Raw genomic sequence first — 17,659 nt, forward strand, 5'->3', positions numbered from 1 at the left:
ACCCGGTCCGCGGTCAGGCGCCCACGTACTTCGCGAGGTGCTCGCCGGTGAGGGTGGAGCGGGCGGCGACCAGGTCGGACGGTGTGCCCTCGAAGACGATCCGCCCACCGTCGTGGCCGGCGCCGGGGCCCAGGTCGATGATCCAGTCGGCGTGCGCCATGACGGCCTGGTGGTGCTCGATGACGATCACCGACTTGCCGGAGTCGACCAGCCGGTCAAGGAGCCCGAGCAACTGCTCGACGTCGGCGAGGTGCAGACCGGTGGTCGGCTCGTCCAGCACGTACACGCCGCCCTTGTCGGCCATGTGCGTGGCGAGCTTCAGGCGCTGGCGCTCGCCGCCGGACAGGGTGGTGAGCGGCTGGCCGAGGGTGAGGTAGCCGAGGCCCACGTCCGCGAGACGCTCGAGGATCTTGTGCGCGGCCGGCGTGCGGGCCTCGCCCCGCGCGAAGAACTCCAGCGCCTCGGCGACGGGCATCGCCAGCACCTCGGAGATGTCCCGGCCGCCGAGCCGGTACTCCAGCACCGCCGCGTCGAACCTGCGGCCGCCGCAGTCCTCGCAGGTGCTGGAGACCCCGGCCATCATGCCGAGGTCGGTGTAGATGACGCCCGCGCCGTTGCAGGTCGGGCAGGCGCCCTCGGAGTTCGCGCTGAACAGCGCCGGCTTGACGCCGTTGGCCTTGGCGAACGCCTTGCGGATCGGCTCGAGCAGCCCCGTGTACGTCGCCGGGTTGCTGCGCCGCGAGCCGCGGATCGGGCTCTGGTCCACCGCGACCACGCCCATCTCCTCGGGGATCGACCCGTGTACCAGTGAGCTCTTGCCGGACCCGGCGACACCGGTGATCACGGTGAGCACGCCGAGCGGGACGTCCACGTCCACGTTCTGCAGGTTGTTCGCCGTGGCGCCGCGGATCTGAAGCGCACCGGTCGGCTTGCGCACCGAGTCCTTCAGCGAGGCACGGTCGTCCAGGTGCCGCCCGGTGACGGTGCCGCTGGCGCGCAGCCCCTCGACGGTGCCCTCGAAACAGACGGTGCCGCCCGCCGTGCCGGCGCCGGGTCCGAGGTCGACCACGTGGTCGGCGATCTCGACGACCTCCGGCTTGTGCTCGACGACCAGCACCGTGTTGCCCTTGTCGCGCAGCCGCAGCAGCAGTTCGTTCATCCGCTGGATGTCGTGCGGGTGCAGGCCCGCGGTCGGCTCGTCGAAGACGTACGTGACGTCGGTGAGCGACGAGCCGAGGTGCCGGATCATCTTCACGCGCTGCGCCTCGCCGCCCGACAGGGTGCCCGCGGGCCGGTCCAGGGAGAGATAGCCGAGCCCGATCTCCACGAACGAGTCGAGCGTCTGCTGCAGCGAGGTGAGCAGCGGCGCCACCGACGGCTCGCCGAGTCCGCGCACCCAGTCGGCCAGGTCCCGGATCTCCATCCGGCAGGCGTCCGCGATGGAGATGCCCTTGATCTTCGAGGAGCGGGCGTGTTCGGCGAGGCGGGTGCCCTCGCACTCGGGACAGGGCGTGAAGGTGACCGCACGCTCCACGAACGCCCGCACGTGCGGCTGCATCGCCTCCTTGTCCTTGGCGAGCATCGACTTCTGGATGCGCGGGATCAGACCCTCGTAGGTCATGTTGATGCCCGCGATCTTCATCCGGGTCGGCTCGCGGTGCAGCAGGTCGTGCAGTTCCTGCTCGGTGAAGTCGCGGATCGGCTTGTCGGGGTCGAAGAAGCCGGACTCCGCGTACAGCCGGGTGTTCCAGCCGCCGCCGGTGTAGCCGGGGATGGTGAACGCGCCCTGGTTGATGGACTTGCCGTCGTCGTAGAGCTGGCGCAGGTCGAGGTCGGAGACGGTGCCGCGGCCCTCGCAGCGCGGGCACATGCCGCCCACCTTGTTGAAGGTGACCTTCTGCTTCTTGCCGCCGCCGACCTGGATCGCGCCCGCGGCCGAGACGGACGGCACGTTGAAGGCGAAGGCGCCGGGCGGGCCGACGTAGGGCTTGCCGAGGCGGCTGAAGAGGATGCGCAGCATGGCGTTGGCGTCGGTGGCCGTGCCGACCGTGGAGCGCGGGTCCGCGCCCATGCGCTGCTGGTCCACGCTGATCACCGTGGTCAGGCCGTCGAGGACGTCCACCTCGGGCCGGGACACGTTCGGCATGAAGCCCTGGAGGAAGGCGCTGTACGTCTCGTTGATCAGGCGCTGAGACTCGGCGGCGACGGTGTCGAAGACCAGCGAGCTCTTGCCCGAGCCGGACACGCCGGTGAACACGGTCAGGCGGCGCTTGGGCAGCTCGACGCTGACGTCCTTGAGGTTGTTCTCGCGCGCCCCGTGCACGCGGATCAGATCGTGGCTGTCGGCGACGTGTCCGTCAGACCGCTGCGGGTCCGTGCTCGTGACCATGGTCGTGGTTCTCCATCCGTCGGGCGGGTCCGCCGGCGCGGTCCCCGCCGGCGTTCCCCGGCTCGGTCCGGCCGGCGGCGGGGTGCGCCCGGCCGGCCCGTGCCGCGCGCGCCACGGCCGCGTCCCGGCCGGCCCGTACGGCGTCCCCCGCCCCGGGCGTCGCGCGCCGTCGCCAGCCTAGGCCGCCGGCGGTCGCCGGCGCTTCTCCATTCCTGATCGGCCGCGGATGTGCCGCCGACCCGACTCCGACACGCCGCCGGAACGGCGAGGGGCGCGTCCCGCGAAGCCGGGGGGGGACCTGGGCGTGCCGCCCACGCGCCGCTGTGACGGCGAGGGGTGTGTTGCGCGGCGCCAGGGAAGTCGCCGTCGCGCCGCGGAGCGGTGGGAGGTGCGTTCCGCGCAGCCGGGGGGACCCGGGCGTGCCGCCCACGCGCCGCTGTGACGGCGAGGGGTGTGTTGCGCGGTGCCGGGGAAGTCGCCGTCGCGCCTGCGGAGCGGTGGGAGGTGCGTTCCGCGCAGCCGGGGGACCCGGGCGTGCCGCCATCGCGCCGCTGTGACGGCGAGGGGTGTGTTGCGCGGTGCCAGGGAAGTCGCCGTCGCGCCTGCGGAGCGGTGGGGGGGGGTGTTCCGCGCAGCCGGGGGGACCTGGGCGTGCCGCCCACGCGCCGCTGTGACGGCGAGGGGTGTGTTGCGCGGTGCCAGGGAAGTCGCCGTCGCGCCTGCGGAGCGGCGAGAGGTGCGTTCCACCCCCGGGGATGCCGCCGTCACGGCTGACGTGCGGCCGGGGGCCGTGTCCCGCAGGGACCGGGGAGGATGCCGACGCGCCTCCGCTCCGGCGAAAGGCGCGTCCAGTCGGCCGCGGAAGGCCGGCGGGATGCGCCGGTACCGATGACCAGGAGGGCGGTCAGCCGGCCGCCCCCGGCGGCCGCGAGTTCCACTCCGCGATCACCGGCCGTCCGTGCTCCAGGGACAGCCGGTTCAGCGTGCCCGTCTCCAGGCGGAAGAGGCGGCCGTGGGACGGGGGGAGGCCCAGGCGCCGCGCCGTGAGGACCCGCAGCAGATGACCGTGCGCGACCACCATCACGTCCCCCTGGTCCAGCGCCCCGGCGACCCGCTCCAGCACCCGGTCCGCGCGGGCGCCCACCTGCTCCGGGGACTCCCCGGGGAACTCCCCGCCCGGCGGCACCCCGTCGGTCCACAGGTCCCATGCCGGCCGGGTGGTGTGGATGTCGGCGGTGGTCACGCCCTCGTACGCCCCGTAGTCCCACTCGCGCAGGTCCGGCTCCGGCTCGGCGCCGGTGAGGCCCGCCAGTTCGGCGGTGCGGCGGGCGCGGGCCAGCGGGCTGGTGAGGACCAGCGCGAAGGCGCGGCCCGCCAGCAGCGGGGCCAGCGACCTGGCCTGCGCCTCACCGGCCCGTGTCAGCGGCAGGTCGGTGCCGCCGGTGTGGCGGCCCGCCCTGCTCCACTCCGTCTCCCCGTGCCGCGCGAGCAGCAGATCCCCCACGTGCCCTACGCCTTCTTCTCGACGGCGTGCCCGCCGAACTGGTTGCGCAGCGCCGCGACCATCTTCATCTGCGGCGAGTCCTCCTGCCGGGAGGCGAACCGGGCGAACAGCGACGCGGTGATCGCGGGCAGCGGCACGGCGTTGTCGATGGCCGCCTCCACCGTCCAGCGGCCCTCGCCCGAGTCCTCGGCGTACCCGCGCAGCTGCCGCAGGTGCTCGTCGTCGTCGAGAGCGTTCACCGCGAGGTCCAGCAGCCAGGAGCGGATGACGGTGCCGTCCTGCCAGGAACGGAACACCTCACGCACGTTGTCCACCGAGTCGACCTTCTCCAGCAGCTCCCAGCCCTCGGCGTACGCCTGCATCATGGCGTACTCGATGCCGTTGTGGACCATCTTGGCGAAGTGCCCGGCGCCGACCTTGCCGGCGTGGACGTACCCGTACGGGCCGTCCGGCTTGAGGGCGTCGAAGATCGGCTTGAGCCGCTCCACGTACTCCTTCTCGCCGCCGACCATGAGGGCGTAGCCGTGCTCCAGGCCCCACACGCCGCCGGAGACGCCGGCGTCGACGAAGCCGATGCCCCGGGCGGCCAGCTCCTTGGCGTGCTTCTCGTCGTCCGTCCAGCGGGAGTTGCCGCCGTCCACCACGACGTCGTCGTGCTTGAGGAGGCTCGCGAGACGGTCGATGACCTCCTGCGTGGGGCCGCCCGCGGGGACCATCACCCACACCGCGCGCGGCCCTTCGAGCTGGTCGACCAGGTCGGACAGGTGCGGCACGTCGGACACCGCGGGATTGGTGTCGAAGCCGATGACGGTGTGGCCCGCGCGGCGCAGCCGCTCGCGCATGTTGCCGCCCATCTTGCCGAGACCAACAAGACCGATCTGCATGTCAGTTCACTTCCTGCGTTCGCGGTAGGCGGCCACCAGCGCGGCCGTGGACGGGTCGAGGCCGGGGACGTCGGCGCCCTCGGTGAGGGCGGGCTCGACACGCTTGGCGAGCACCTTGCCGAGTTCGACGCCCCACTGGTCGAAGGAGTCGATGTTCCAGATCGCGCCCTGCGTGAACACCTTGTGCTCGTACAGCGCGACCAGCTGGCCCAGCACCGACGGGGTCAGCTCGGTGGCCAGGATCGTCGTGGTGGGGTGGTTGCCCTGGAAGGTCTTGTGCGGGACCAGTTCCTCGGGCACGCCCTCGGCGCGCACCTCGTCCGGGGTCTTGCCGAACGCCAGCGCCTGCCCCTGGGCGAGCAGGTTGGCCATCAGCAGGTCGTGCTGCGCCTTCAGCCGGTCGCTCAGCTCGGCGACCGGGCGGACGAAGCCGATCAGGTCGGCGGGGATGAGCTTGGTGCCCTGGTGGATCAGCTGGTAGTACGCGTGCTGCCCGTTGGTGCCCGGCGTGCCCCAGACGACCGGACCGGTCTGCCAGCTCACGGGCCTGCCCTGGCGGTCCACCGACTTGCCGTTGGACTCCATGTCGAGCTGCTGGAGATAGGCGGTGAACTTCGACAGGTAGTGCGAGTACGGCAGCACCGCGTGCGACTGCGCGTCGTGGAAGTTGTTGTACCAGATCCCCAACAGGCCCATCAGCAGCGGCGCGTTGGCCTCCGGCGGGGCCGTGCGGAAGTGGTCGTCGACGATCCGGAACCCGTCCAGCATCTCCCGGAACCGGTCCGGACCGATCGCGATCATCAGCGACAGCCCGATCGCCGAGTCGTAGGAGTACCGCCCGCCGACCCAGTCCCAGAACTCGAACATGTTCGCCGTGTCGATCCCGAACGCCGACACCTTCTCCGCGTTCGTCGACAGCGCCACGAAGTGCCGCGCCACCGCCTTCTCGTCCCCGCCGAGCCCGTCCAGCAGCCAGTCGCGGGCGGACGTGGCGTTGGTGACCGTCTCGATCGTGGTGAACGTCTTCGACGCCACGATGAACAGCGTCTCCGCCGGATCCAGGTCCCGGACCGCCTCGTGCAGATCCGCGCCGTCCACGTTGGACACGAACCGGAACGTCAAGTCCCGTGCGGTGTAGGCGCGCAGCGCCTCGTATGCCATCGCCGGGCCGAGATCCGAGCCGCCGATGCCGATGTTGACGACGTTGCGGATCCGCCGGCCCGTGTGCCCCGTCCACTCCCCGGAGCGGACCCGGTTGGCGAAGTCGGCCATCCGGTCCAGGACCGCGTGCACGGCCGGGACGACGTTCTCCCCGTCTACCTCGATCACCGCGTCCCTGGGCGCCCGCAGCGCGATGTGCAGCACCGCGCGGTCCTCGGTGGTGTTGATCCGCTCCCCGCGGAACATCGCGTCCCGCAGCCCGAACACGTCCGTGGCCACGGCCAGTTCCCGCAGCAGCCGCAGCGTCTCGTCGGTGACCAGATGCTTGGAGTAGTCGATCCGCAGGTCGCCGACGTGCACGACGTACCGCTCGGCGCGGGACGGGTCGTCGGCGAACAGCTCGCGCAGGCCCGGGAGCCCCTGGTCGCGGTGCTGCTCCAGGGCGGCCCACTCGGGGCGGCGGTTCGGTTCGGGGACGTCAGACATGGGCGGGGTTCTCCTCGGTGGCCTCGCCGCGCAGGGCGACGGCGTACATCTCGTCCGCGTCGAGGCGCCTGAGCTCCTCGGCGATGAGTTCGGCGGTGGAGCGGACCTTCAGGGCCAGCCGGCGCGGCGGCTGGCCGGGCAGGCTGAGCGTGGCCAGAGGGCCCTCGGGGCGGTCGATGACGATCTCGCCGTCCTCGGTGCCCAGCCGGACCGCCGTGACCGCGGGGCCCGCGGTCACCACCCGCTCGACGGGGACCCGCAGACGGGCCTTCAGCCAGCGCGCCAGCAGCTCCGCGGCCGGGTTCTCCGCCTCGGCCTCGACGGTCGCCGAGGTGACGGTGGTACGGGCCTGGTCGAGGGCGGCGGCCAGCATGGAGCGCCACAGGGTCAGCCGGGTCCAGGCCAGGTCGGTGTCGCCGGGCGCGTAGGCGCGCTCCCGGGCGCGCAGGGCCGCCATCGGGTCCTCCGCCGCGTACAGGTCGGTGATCCTGCGCTGGCCGAGCGCGCCGAGGGGGTCCTTGGAGGGGTTCTCGGGCGCGTCGGCGGGCCACCACACCACCACCGGGGCGTCCGGCAGCAGCAGCGGCAGCACCACCGAGTCGGCGTGCTCCGACACCTCGCCGTAGGTGCGCAGCACCACCGTCTCGCCGGTGCCCGCCTCGGACCCCACCCGCACCTCGGCGTCGAGCCGGGAGTGGGTGCGCTCGCGCGGGTTGCGGGCGTGCCGCTTGATGACGACCAGGGTGCGCGAGGGGTGCTCGTGCGAGGCCTCCTCGGCCGCCTTGATGGCGTCGTAGGCGTTCTCCTCGTCCGTGACGATCACCATCGTCAGGACCATGCCCACGGCGGGGGTGCCTATGGCGCGGCGGCCCCGCACCAGTGCCTTGTTGATTTCGCTTGCCGTGGTGTCGGTCAGGTCGATCTTCATGGCCTGCGCCAGCTCCGTCCGTCTCGTGCGAGCATCTCGTCGGCTTCCGCGGGTCCCCAGCTGCCCGATGCGTACTGCGCAGGCCTGCCGTGCGACGCCCAGTACTCCTCGATCGGGTCGAGGATCTTCCAGGACTCTTCCACTTCCTGGTGACGGGGGAACAGGTTGGCGTCCCCCAGGAGGACGTCCAGGATGAGCCGTTCGTAGGCCTCCGGGCTGGACTCGGTGAACGACTCGCCGTAGGCGAAGTCCATCGTCACGTCCCGCAGCTCCATGGACGTCCCGGGCACCTTGGAGCCGAACCGCACCGTCATTCCCTCGTCCGGCTGGACGCGGATCACGATGGCGTTCTGGCCGAGCTCCTCGGTGGCGGAGGTGTCGAACGGGGAGTGCGGCGCCCGCTGGAAGACCACCGCGATCTCGGTGACCCGGCGGCCGAGGCGCTTGCCGGTGCGCAGGTAGAACGGCACGCCCGCCCAGCGGCGGTTGTCCACCCCGAGCTTGATCGCCGCGTAGGTGTCGGTGGTCGAGGACGGGTCGATGCCGTCCTCCTCGAGGTAGCCGCGCACCTTGGCGCCGCCCTGCCACGCGGCCGCGTACTGGCCGCGCACGGTGTGCAGCCCCAGGTCCTCGGGGAGCCGCACGGCACGGAACACCTTCAGCTTCTCGGTGAGCAGCGACGCCGCGTCGAAGGAGGCGGGTTCCTCCATCGCGGTGAGCGTCATGAGCTGGAGGAGGTGGTTCTGGATGACGTCGCGGGCGGCGCCGATGCCGTCGTAGTAGCCGGCCCGGCCGCCGATGCCGATGTCCTCGGCCATGGTGATCTGCACATGGTCCACGAACGACCGGTTCCAGATGGGCTCGAACATCTGGTTGGCGAAGCGCAGCGCCAGGATGTTCTGGACGGTCTCCTTGCCCAGGTAGTGGTCGATCCGGAAGACCTGCTCCGGGTCGAACACCTCGTGCACGATCGCGTTGAGCTCCTGCGCGGACCTCAGGTCGTGCCCGAACGGCTTTTCGATCACGGCGCGCCGCCAGGACCCCTCGGGCGCGTCCGCGAGGCCGTGCTTCTTGAGCTGCTGCACCACCTTCGGGAAGAACTTCGGCGGCACGGAGAGGTAGAAGGCGTAGTTGCCGCTGGTGCCGCGGGAGGCGTCCAGCTCGTCGACGGCCTTGCGCAGCTGGTCGAAGGCGTGGTCGTCGTCGAAGTCGCCGGGCACGAACCGCATGCCCTCCGACAGCTGCTGCCAGACCTCCTCACGGAACGGGGTGCGCGCGTGCTCCTTGACCGCGTCGTGCACCACCTCGGCGAAGTCCTGGTCCTCCCAGTCGCGGCGGGCGAAGCCCACCAGGGAGAAGCCCGGCGGCAGCAGTCCCCGGTTGGCGAGGTCGTACACGGCCGGCATCAGCTTCCTGCGGGACAGGTCGCCGGTCACCCCGAAGATGACCAGGCCGGACGGGCCCGCGATCCGGGGCAGCCGGCGGTCCCGGGGGTCGCGCAGCGGGTTGGCCCAGCCGGGCGGGGGCGCGGTGAGGGCGGTGACGGCGTTCGTCCGCTCCTCCCGCACCGCCTCGGGGGCGTCCACCGCCGGTTCGGTGGTCTCGTCGGTCATTCCGCGTCAACTCCCTCGCTGTCGGACGCCGTCGCCGCCGCCTGGCGCGGCCACGGCCCGGCGTCCTCGAACCTCGCCCTGCCCGGGTTCCCCGGCTGCCGCGCCACCTCGCCGTATGCGCTGCCGGCCGCCGCGGAGGGGTCCTCCCCATACAGGGTGTCCTCGTCCGCGGGGTCCTTCACCCCGGTGCACTCCCGCCGGGGCGCCCGGCCGTCGGCTCCGGACCCGCCGGACATATCGAACACTTCTTCGCGCTTCGTGCGGATCACGCTGATCGTCTTCCTTCTCGCGCTCGCGTCAACCGCGCCCGGTGTCCGCCGATTCCCGCCGGCCGGCCGTGCCGGTCCGCCGTGCGGGCGCTTGTCTCCACGTGGTCCTCGATCCGGGCGTAAGGAACTCTGCAGCGCGTTCAAAAGTAAAAGTCTGACTTATTCACAACGAGGTTCCGGTGTGCCAGCCTGTGGTGAAAGTGGGACACGGGCGCCCCCGGGCAGGGCGCCCGACGGGCTTGTGACGGACATGGGAGACATGGCAGGCGGATTCCCCCAGTGGGGTGACGGCGGTGCCCGGACGGCGGACGGGGGCGACGGCGAGATCAGAACCTTTCCCTTCCCGGTCGAGCGGAGCGTCCGCGGGGTCGGCATGCAGATCGCCCCCATGGGCCCCGACCGCACCTGGCGCGCCGACGCGCCCCTGGACCGGGTGCACCGCATCGACTTCCACATCGTGATGCTGCTCGACGGCGGACCGCTCCGGCACATGATCGACTTCACCGAGTACGAGGCCACGGCGGGCGACGTGCTGTGGATCCGCCCGGGGCAGGTCCACCGCTTCTCCCGCGACGCCGAGTACCGCGGAACCGTCCTCGCCATGCAGCCCGGCTTCCTGCCCCGCGCCACCGTCGAGGCCGCCGGCCTCTACCGCTACGACCGGCCCCCGCTGATGCGCCCCGGCCCGGCCCAGCTCGCCGCGCTCCGCGCCGCCTCCGACCAGCTGCGCCGCGAGTACGAGGACACCGACACCCTGCCGCTGAGCCTCCACACGGCCGTGCTGCGGCACGCGTTGACCGCGTTCCTGCTGCGCCTCTCCCATCTCGCCGCCGGCTCCGGGGACGCGGCCCGGCATGCCGAGGACACCGCCTTCACCCTCTTCCGGGAGGCGGTGGAACGGGACTTCGCCACCGTCCACAGCGTCACCGCGTACGCCGACGCCCTCGGCTACTCGCGGCGGACCCTGGCCCGTGTGGTGCGCGCCGCCACCGGGGAGACGCCCAAGGCGTTCATCGACAAGCGGGTGGTGCTGGAGGCCAAGCGGCTCCTCGCGCACACCGATCTGCCGACGGCGCGGGTCGGGGCCGCCGTCGGCTTCCCGGACGCGGCGAACTTCTCCAAGTTCTTCCAGCAGCACACGGACACCGCGCCCGCCGCCTTCCGCGCCGAACACCGCTGAGCGACGGCTCCCGGGACGCGACGAGGGCCCCGCGCGGAGTGCGCGGGGCCCTCGTCACCGGCCGGGAGGGCCGGGTGTGGGGGGTGGGGGCCGCGGATCAGGAGGAGGTGAGCACCTGCACGTAGTCCACGAGCATCGAGTGGCCGGGCTGGGTGCCCGCGTCGGGGCCGCCGCCGAACGCGTCGGGGAAGCCGCCGCCCATCGCCACGTTGAGGATGACGAAGAAGCCGTGGTTCGTGGCGTTCGCCCAGGTCGTCGCGTCGACCTGGTTCTCCCGGACGGTGTGGTAGGTGGTGTCGTCGAGGGAGAAGCGGATCTCCTCCACGTCCGACGAGCGGTCCCACTCCACCCGGTAGGTGTGGAAACCGGCCTGACAGGACGTGCCCTGACAGGTCGTCTGGCCGCCGATGCCGCTGGTCTCGTTGCACGGGCCGCCCGGCGAGGTGCCGCAGTGCATCGTGGCGAACACCGTGTTCATGCCCTGGGTGTTCTCCATGATGTCCAGCTCGCCGACGGCGGGCCAGTTCCAGTAGTCACCCCGGTACGGGGCGCCGAGCATCCAGAACGCGGGCCAGTAGCCCTTGGCGGCGTCGCCGGTGACGTCCGGGACCTGGATACGGGCCTCGACGCGGAGCTTGCCGCCGGCCGGGGGCTGGAAGTCGTCGCGGTTGGTCTCGACCCGCCCCGACGTCCAGTTGCCGGCGCCGTCGCGCCGCGGGGTGATGCGCAGGTTGCCGTTGCCGTCGAGAGAGACGTTCTCCGGGTTCGACGTCATGGTCTCGATCTCGCCGGTGCCCCAGTTGGAGGGACCGCCGGCGTAGCCGGTGCCGGTGGCGTACCGCCAGTTGCCGGTGTCGACCCCGCTGCCCTCGGCGCCGTCGAAGTCGTCGGCGAAGACCTGGGTCCAGCCCGACGGCGGGGGCGGTACGGAGGCGCTGGCGGTGGGGCCGTTGAGGGCGAGGGCGCCCGCGCCGAGCGCCAGGGCGCCCGTGAGGGCGACGAGCGTGCGCCTCAGCCGCCGGCGTTTGTGGGGGGTTCGGGGTGTGCCGGAGGTGTCGTTCATGTGGGGGATGACCTCTCGGTGCTGATGGTTGTGCGGGTAGGTCCTTGCGAGCCCGGAACTAGAGCTCGGAATTGACGGTGAGAGCGCTCTCACGGTCCCGCCAATGTGCTCCGGGGCCCCTCCGGCGTCAAGAGGTGTAACCGTAAAACTCCCTGTCTCGTACGGGAGTTCACCTCTCGAATGGGAGCGAACCGGGGGAACCGGGGCGGGGCGCGGCGAGGAGGCGCGCGTGAGGCGCCCCGAGGCCGGAGCCGCGGGGCGCCTCACGGCCCCTCACACTCCCGACGGCACCTTCTCCGGGGGGAGTTCGCTTGCCTCTTCGCTCGCCCCGAACCGGTCGTGGGCGCGGCGCACCGGGCCCGGCGCCCACCAGGCGTGACGGCCGAGCAGTGCCATCGCGGCCGGCACCAGCAGCATCCGCACGACCGTCGCGTCGATCAGCACGGCCAGCGTCAGCCCCAGCCCGATCTGCAGGATGGGGGAGAACCCGCCCGTCATGAACGCCGCGAACACCACCGCCAGCAGCAGCGCCGCGCAGGTGACCACCCGGCCCGAGCGGCTCAGCCCCGTCACCACGGCCTCCCGGTCGTCGCCGGAGCGCAGCCGCGCCTCCCTCATCCGCGCCAGGATGAACAGCTCGTAGTCCATGGCAAGTCCGAAAGCGATCGCGACGATCAGCGGCGGTGCGGTGAGGCTCAGCGCGCCCAGGCCCTCCGAGCCCAGCAGCCCGGCGAGATGACCGTCCTGGAACACCCACACCACCACGCCCAGGGCGGCGGCGAGGCTGAGCAGCGTGGTGACGACGGTGCGCAGCGGCAGCAGCACCGAGCCGGTGAACGCGAACAGCAGCACCACGATCCCGGCCGGCACGGTCAGCGCCGCCCACGGTGCCCTCTCCCTGAGCATCTCCCGGAAGTCGACCAGACGGGCCGCCGTGCCGGTCACCTCGACCGGCGCGTCACCGCGCGCCTCCCGCACGCGCTCCACCAGCGCGGTGGCCTCCTTGCCGTCGGCCTCGCCGGGCGGCCGGATCTCGGTCACCGCGCCGCCGCCCGGCAGTTCACGCGTCGTGGCGCCCGGCTCCAGCGCCCGGATACGGTCGGCGGTCGCGGCGTCCGTGCCCGGTTTGGCGACCACCACGACCGGGGAGACGCCGGTGCCCGGCGGGAAGTGCGCGGCGACGGTGTCCTGCAACTGCCGCGCCTCGCTGTCCGCGGGAAGCTGCCGCGCGTCCCCCACGGCGATGCTCATCCCGGACACGGGCAGGGCCGGCACCAGCAGCACCGGCACCGCCACGGCGAGGACGGCCACCTTGTGCCGGGCCGCGAAGCGGGCGACGCGGGCGAAGAACCGGCCCTCCTCCTCGCCGTTCCCCGGCGTCTTCGTCGGCGGGGGGCGCGCAGTTCCCCGCGCCCCTTTTGGGGTGAGTGGGGTGCGGGTGGGTTTGAGGGGTTCGCCCCTTGCCGGTCCGCCCCGCGGGTGCCGCGTTGTGGGCGTTGGGCGCGCAGTTCCCCGCGCCCCTTTGGGGTGTTTGTCGTGCGGCGGGTTGCCTGTGGACCACTGGGGGCGCTTGTAGGGTCGGCGTTGAGGCTGCTGCGGGAGGTGTGGGTGTGAGGCTGGCGATTCTTGGTGGTGGTGGGTTTCGGGTGCCGCTCGTCCACGGGGCGTTGCTCCGGGACCGGGGGCCCGGGCGCGTGACCCGGGTTGTGCTGCACGACGTCGACGCCGGGCGGTTGCGGGCCATCTCCCGGGTGCTGGGGGAGCAGGCCGCCGGGGTGGCCGATGCGCCGGAGGTGGTCGCGACCACCGATCTGGACGAGGCGCTGCGCGGCGCGGACTTCGTGTTCTCCGCCATCCGGGTCGGCGGGCTGGAGGGCAGGGCGGACGACGAGCGGGTCGCGCTCGAGGAGGGGGTGCTCGGGCAGGAGACCGTGGGCGCCGGGGGCATCGCCTACGGACTGCGCACCGTGCCCGTCGCCGACGACATCGCCCGCCGGGTGGCCCGCCTCGCCCCCGACGCCTGGGTCATCAACTTCACCAACCCCGCCGGCCTGGTCACCGAGGCCATGTCCCGCCATCTCGGCGACCGCGTCATCGGCATCTGCGACTCGCCGGTCGGCCTGGGCCGCCGTATCGCCCGGGTGCTCGGCGCGAAACCGGACGAGGCGTGGATCGACTACGTCGGCCTCAACCACCTCGGCTGGGTACGCGGCCTGCGCGTGGCCGGCCGCGACCAGCTGCCGCGTCTGCTCGCCGACCCCGCGCTGCTCGGCTCGTTCGAGGAGGGGCGGCTGTTCGGGACGGACTGGCTGCGCTCGCTGGGCGCGATCCCCAACGAGTATCTGCACTACTACTACTTCAACCGCGAGGCCGTTCAGGCCTACCAGGAGGCCGAGAAGACCCGTGGCGCCTTCCTGCGCGACCAGCAGGAGAGCTTCTACGCCGGGGTCGCCGACCCGGCCGTGTCCGCGCTGGAGTTGTGGGACCGTACCCGCGCCGAGCGCGAGGCGACCTACATGAGTGAGAACCGGGAGGCGGCCGGCGCGGGCGAGCGTGAGGCGGACGACCTGTCGGGCGGCTACGAGAACGTGGCGCTCGCGCTGATGCGGGCCATCGCCCGGGACGAGCGCGCCACCCTCATCCTCAACGTCCGCAACCGCGGCACTCTTTCACCGCTGGACGACGACGCCGTGATCGAGGTGCCCTGCCTGGTGGACGCCAACGGGGCGCACCCTGTCTCGGTCGACCCGCTTCCCGGGCACGCCGTCGGTCTGGTCTGCGCCGTGAAGGCCGTGGAGCGTGAGGTGCTGGAGGCCGCCCGGTCGGGGTCCCGCGCGACGGCGGTCAAGGCCTTCGCCCTGCACCCGCTGGTGGACTCGGTGAGCGTGGCCCGCCGGCTCGTGGAGGCCTACACGGCCGTCCACCCCGGACTCGCCTACCTGGGTTGACAGCAAGGGAGTTGGCATCGGGCCGGCCGGTCGCCCCCCGTGACAGCGGCCGACCGACCCGAGCTCCCCCCGGTCCCCCGTGCTCCCCCCCGGCGGCTTCCCCAGTCGCCGTTCATCATCAAGAGCACGTGGTCCGGGCCCTGATACACCCTGACGAAGATTTCTTCAGAAAATTCCGGAAGCCCGCCGTCACTGGCGACGCGGCGCCCGGTCAGCCGCTACCGGGTCTATTTGCAGTGCACCGGGCTTCAGCCCGGTGGTGGAGCGAATCTGAGAACTGCTGTGACCTCAGCTGTGTGCACGGATGCGCACTGTTGATCTCAGCCCGGGTCAGAGCGGCCGGTTCTGCTGCTCGATGTACTGCTTCACGATGCTGAGCGGTGCGCCGCCGACGGAACCGGCGAAGTAGGAGCCGGACCACAGGCGTTGTGCCCGCCAGTAGTACCGGACGAGTTCGGGGAACTCCTGGCGGAGGCGCCGGGAGGACACGCCCTTGAGGGAGTTCACCAGCTTGGACACGGCGACCTTCGGCGGGAAGTTCACGAGGAGGTGGACGTGGTTGTTCGCGCCGTTGAACTCGACCAGCTCGGCCTCGAAGTCCTTGCACACGGCTTGCATGATCTCCTCGCACCGCGTCAGGTGCCGGTCGGCGAAGACCGAGTGCCGGTACTTCGTCACGAAAACCAAGTGGACATGCATTCGGAAGACGCAGTGACGACCTGTACGAACGTTCTCATCGATACTCACAAACCAACTGTGTATCATGATCCGCGTGCAGCTTCGGTACAGCTTCCGCTTGTACCCGAGCGCTGGTCAGCGCGCGGCGTTGGCGAAGGCGTTCGGCTGCGCGCGGGTGGTCTACAACGATGCCCTCAGGGCTCGGGAGACCGCCCGCAGCGAAGGCATGCCGTTCCCGAAGACCGGCGACCTGTCGAAGCAGCTCATCACCGAGGCGAAGAGCACCCCGGAACGGGCCTGGCTCGGCGAGGTGTCGGCGGTCGTCCTCCAGCAGTCCCTGCGGGACCTGGACACCGCGTACCGGAACTTCTTCGACGGCCTGAAGGGCAAGCGCCCCCGCATGGGCGCGCCCCGGTACAAGTCCCGCAAGGACACCCGGCAGTCCGTCCGTTTCACCGCCAACGCCCGCTGGTCGATCACGACCGTCGGGAAGCTGCACCTGCCGAAGATCGGCGATCTGAAGGTGAAGTGGTCGCGTCGCCTGCCGTGGACGCCGTCCACGGTGACGGTGGTCAAGGACAGCGCGGGCAGGTACTTCGCGAGCTTCGTCGTCGAGACGGGCCCGGAGGAAGTCCTTCCCGAGGTCGCGCCCGAGGTGGGCATCGATCTCGGACTGGGGCACTTCGCGGTCCTCTCGGACGGGACGAAGGTCGACAGCCCGCGCTTCCTGCGCCGGGCCGAGAGGCGCCTGAAGAAGGCGCAGCGGGAGTTGTCCCGCAAGGAGAAGGGCTCCCGGAACAGGACCAAGGCCCGGATCAAGGTCGCCCGCGCCCATGCGCGTGTCGCGGACGCACGCCGCGAGTTCCACCACCAGCTCTCCACGAAGCTGATCCGCGAGAACCAAGCGGTCGCGGTGGAGGACCTGGCGGTGAAGGGACTCGCGCGCACGCGCCTGGCCAAGTCCGTCCACGACGCCGGATGGTCGGCGTTCGTGACCATGCTGGAGTACAAGGCCAGCCGGTACGGGCGCACCTTCGTGAAGATCGGCCGGTTCGAGCCGACCTCCCAGGTGTGCTCGTGGTGCGGCGTCAAGGACGGCCCCAAGCCCCTGCACGTCCGTGTGTGGACGTGCGGGGCGTGCGGGGCGGTCCTGGACCGGGACATCAACGCGGCGGTCAACATCGCCAAGGCGGCCGGACTGGCCGTGTCAGCCTGTGGAGCGCGAGTAAGACCGGGACTCGTCCCGGCACCGCGCGGCGAAGCAGAAACCCACCCGACACCGCAGCCTTCAACGGCGCGATAGGCGGGAATCGCCGTCCTTCAGGGCGGCGAGGATGTCAATGCAGCGCCCCCGACGCCGCCCGCGGCTCGACGGGCGTCGCCTGCGCGGGCAGCGCGTCGAGCGTGCCCGTGACCGCCGGTGAGTCGGTCCGCTGGAGCACCGGCACCGGCTGCAGCGGGCGCGGACCGGACACCACCGTGTAGTCCTGGCCCAGGAACGGCGGTTCGATCCGGCCCGGGTCGTCGCCGAGCGCCAGCCGCACCGCGGCCCAGGGCACGTTCACCCCGCACTGTGCGAGCTGGTGCAGCCCGCCCGCGGGGCGGGTGTTGACGTCCATCAGCACCGGCCGGTCGCCCAGCATCCGGAACTGGATGTTGGACAGGTGGTGCAGGCCGAAGCCCTCCGCGATGCGCCGGGCCGGCTCCAGCCACTGCTCGTGCAGGGTGAAGCCCCGGCGGCGGCCGTGCTTGGTGCGGCCGATCGCCAGCCGGACCCGGTTGTCCGGCCCGGTGAGGCAGTCCACGGACACCTCCGGCTGTTCCAGCCGTGGCATCACCAGCCAGTCGACGGGCTCCTCGGCCCGCCGCAGGGACTTGAGGACCAGGTCGAGCGGGACCTGCGGGCTGGGGAATCCCCTCAGCTGGGAGAGCCCGAACGGCTCGCGGGTGATCATGCGGAAGCCGACCCCGCCCGCGCCGGACGCGGGCTTGAAGCAGGCCCGATGCCCCAGCCGCTCCAACTCCTCGACGGCGGCGAGGAGTTCGTCGGCGTCACGGACCCGCCACCACGGTGGCACGGGGGCGCCGATCGACTCGACGGCCTGGTAGGCGACCACCTTGTCCTCGAACACCGCCACCGCCTCGGGCGGCGGCGCCAGCAGCGCGGTCCCGGCCGCGTCGAACTCGGCGCGGTGCGCGACGATCGCCGACTGGTGCAGCCGGGGCACGAAGACGTCGATGCCGCGCCGCTCGCACTGGGTGAGCGCATACTCGACGTACGCGGCGGGGGAGAGGCCCTCCGGCTCCAGCTCGGCCGTGTCGGCCGCGGCGAGGACGGGGGAGTCGGGGTCGCCGTGGGTGGCATGGATCTCGACGGCACGGTCGCTGGGATTTCGCCGCAGCTGATCCATGAAGAACACGTTCTCCGCGTACGTGCGGTTGAGCCAGACGCGTACGCGAGAGACCATGCAGGCCGCCTTTCAACGGTATGCGGGCAGGGCGGAGCAGCCCGTGCCCGGGCATGACGTAGGGAGGTGCACCGAACCGCCTGCGGGA

12 protein-coding genes and 2 pseudogenes are annotated in these 17,659 nt (G+C 71.9%); 3 read left to right on the forward strand and 11 right to left on the reverse strand.

All coding sequences use genetic code 11. The features are described 5' to 3' along the window. Window positions 1-13: 13 nt before the first annotated feature. The 7 genes from AY578_RS28375 to AY578_RS28405 all read right to left on the reverse strand — a co-directional run bounded on the left by AY578_RS28375 (window position 14) and on the right by AY578_RS28405 (window position 9,201). Window positions 14-2,389 (reverse strand): ATP-binding cassette domain-containing protein, encoded by a 2,376-nt coding sequence (locus AY578_RS28375; protein WP_161107299.1) that lies wholly within the window; start codon window positions 2,387-2,389, stop codon window positions 14-16. A 904-nt stretch (window positions 2,390-3,293) separates the two neighbouring features. After that, on the reverse strand, window positions 3,294-3,893 hold the full coding sequence (locus AY578_RS28380) for a histidine phosphatase family protein (RefSeq protein ID WP_215048607.1): 600 nt from the start codon (window positions 3,891-3,893) through the stop codon (window positions 3,294-3,296). A 5-nt stretch (window positions 3,894-3,898) separates the two neighbouring features. Then, the gene (gnd, locus tag AY578_RS28385; RefSeq protein ID WP_019527368.1) at window positions 3,899-4,777 is read right to left on the reverse strand and encodes a phosphogluconate dehydrogenase (NAD(+)-dependent, decarboxylating); all 879 of its coding nucleotides are present in this window, start codon (window positions 4,775-4,777) and stop codon (window positions 3,899-3,901) included. A 6-nt stretch (window positions 4,778-4,783) separates the two neighbouring features. Then, window positions 4,784-6,424, reverse strand: coding sequence for a glucose-6-phosphate isomerase (gene pgi, locus AY578_RS28390; protein WP_258906030.1), 1,641 nt, complete (start codon window positions 6,422-6,424; stop codon window positions 4,784-4,786). Then, window positions 6,417-7,352, reverse strand: coding sequence for a glucose-6-phosphate dehydrogenase assembly protein OpcA (gene opcA / locus AY578_RS28395; protein ID WP_019525048.1), 936 nt, complete (start codon window positions 7,350-7,352; stop codon window positions 6,417-6,419). Before opcA ends, pgi begins: the two co-directional genes overlap by 8 nt. Further along, entirely contained in the window at window positions 7,349-8,965 is a 1,617-nt protein-coding gene (zwf, locus tag AY578_RS28400) for a glucose-6-phosphate dehydrogenase (protein ID WP_019525047.1), read from the reverse strand. The genes opcA and zwf overlap by 4 nt, the downstream gene beginning before the upstream one ends. Next, the gene (locus AY578_RS28405) at window positions 8,962-9,201 is read right to left on the reverse strand and encodes a hypothetical protein (protein ID WP_202415324.1); all 240 of its coding nucleotides are present in this window, start codon (window positions 9,199-9,201) and stop codon (window positions 8,962-8,964) included. The genes zwf and AY578_RS28405 overlap by 4 nt, the downstream gene beginning before the upstream one ends. Window positions 9,202-9,493: 292 nt before the next feature. On the opposite strand from AY578_RS28405, the gene AY578_RS28410 reads away from it, so the two are divergent. Continuing rightward, a complete protein-coding gene (locus AY578_RS28410; RefSeq protein ID WP_161108146.1) occupies window positions 9,494-10,414 on the forward strand; it encodes a helix-turn-helix domain-containing protein in 921 nt (306 codons plus the stop codon). Between the two features lie 69 nt (window positions 10,415-10,483). Here AY578_RS28410 and AY578_RS28415 read toward each other — a convergent pair. Together AY578_RS28415 and AY578_RS28420 are read right to left on the reverse strand one after the other, a co-directional pair. Continuing rightward, window positions 10,484-11,477: pseudogene (locus AY578_RS28415) on the reverse strand (glycoside hydrolase family 16 protein); the annotation flags it as partial. 273 nt (window positions 11,478-11,750) lie between these two features. Then, window positions 11,751-12,875, reverse strand: a pseudogene (locus AY578_RS28420) (MMPL family transporter); the annotation flags it as partial. Between the two features lie 212 nt (window positions 12,876-13,087). Here AY578_RS28420 and AY578_RS28425 point away from each other — a divergent pair. Then, entirely contained in the window at window positions 13,088-14,425 is a 1,338-nt protein-coding gene (locus AY578_RS28425; protein ID WP_028961080.1) for a 6-phospho-beta-glucosidase, read from the forward strand. 330 nt (window positions 14,426-14,755) lie between these two features. Here the strand turns inward: AY578_RS28425 and tnpA are convergent, their stop codons facing one another. Continuing rightward, a complete protein-coding gene (tnpA, locus tag AY578_RS28430; protein ID WP_215049115.1) occupies window positions 14,756-15,172 on the reverse strand; it encodes an IS200/IS605 family transposase in 417 nt (138 codons plus the stop codon). A gap of 25 nt (window positions 15,173-15,197) precedes the next feature. Here tnpA and AY578_RS28435 point away from each other — a divergent pair, with 25 nt between their 5' ends. Further along, window positions 15,198-16,406: an RNA-guided endonuclease InsQ/TnpB family protein gene (locus tag AY578_RS28435; protein ID WP_215189718.1), complete on the forward strand. Its 1,209-nt coding sequence runs from the start codon at window positions 15,198-15,200 to the stop codon at window positions 16,404-16,406. A 34-nt stretch (window positions 16,407-16,440) separates the two neighbouring features. Here AY578_RS28435 and AY578_RS28440 read toward each other — a convergent pair whose 3' ends face one another. Continuing rightward, window positions 16,441-17,571 (reverse strand): ATP-grasp domain-containing protein, encoded by a 1,131-nt coding sequence (locus AY578_RS28440; protein WP_215049113.1) that lies wholly within the window; start codon window positions 17,569-17,571, stop codon window positions 16,441-16,443. Between the last annotated feature and the right edge of the window lie 88 nt (window positions 17,572-17,659).

Origin of the sequence: Streptomyces thermocarboxydus (genome assembly GCF_024760485.1) — a bacterium.
GTDB classification, from domain to species: Bacteria; Actinomycetota; Actinomycetes; order Streptomycetales; family Streptomycetaceae; genus Streptomyces; species Streptomyces cellulosae.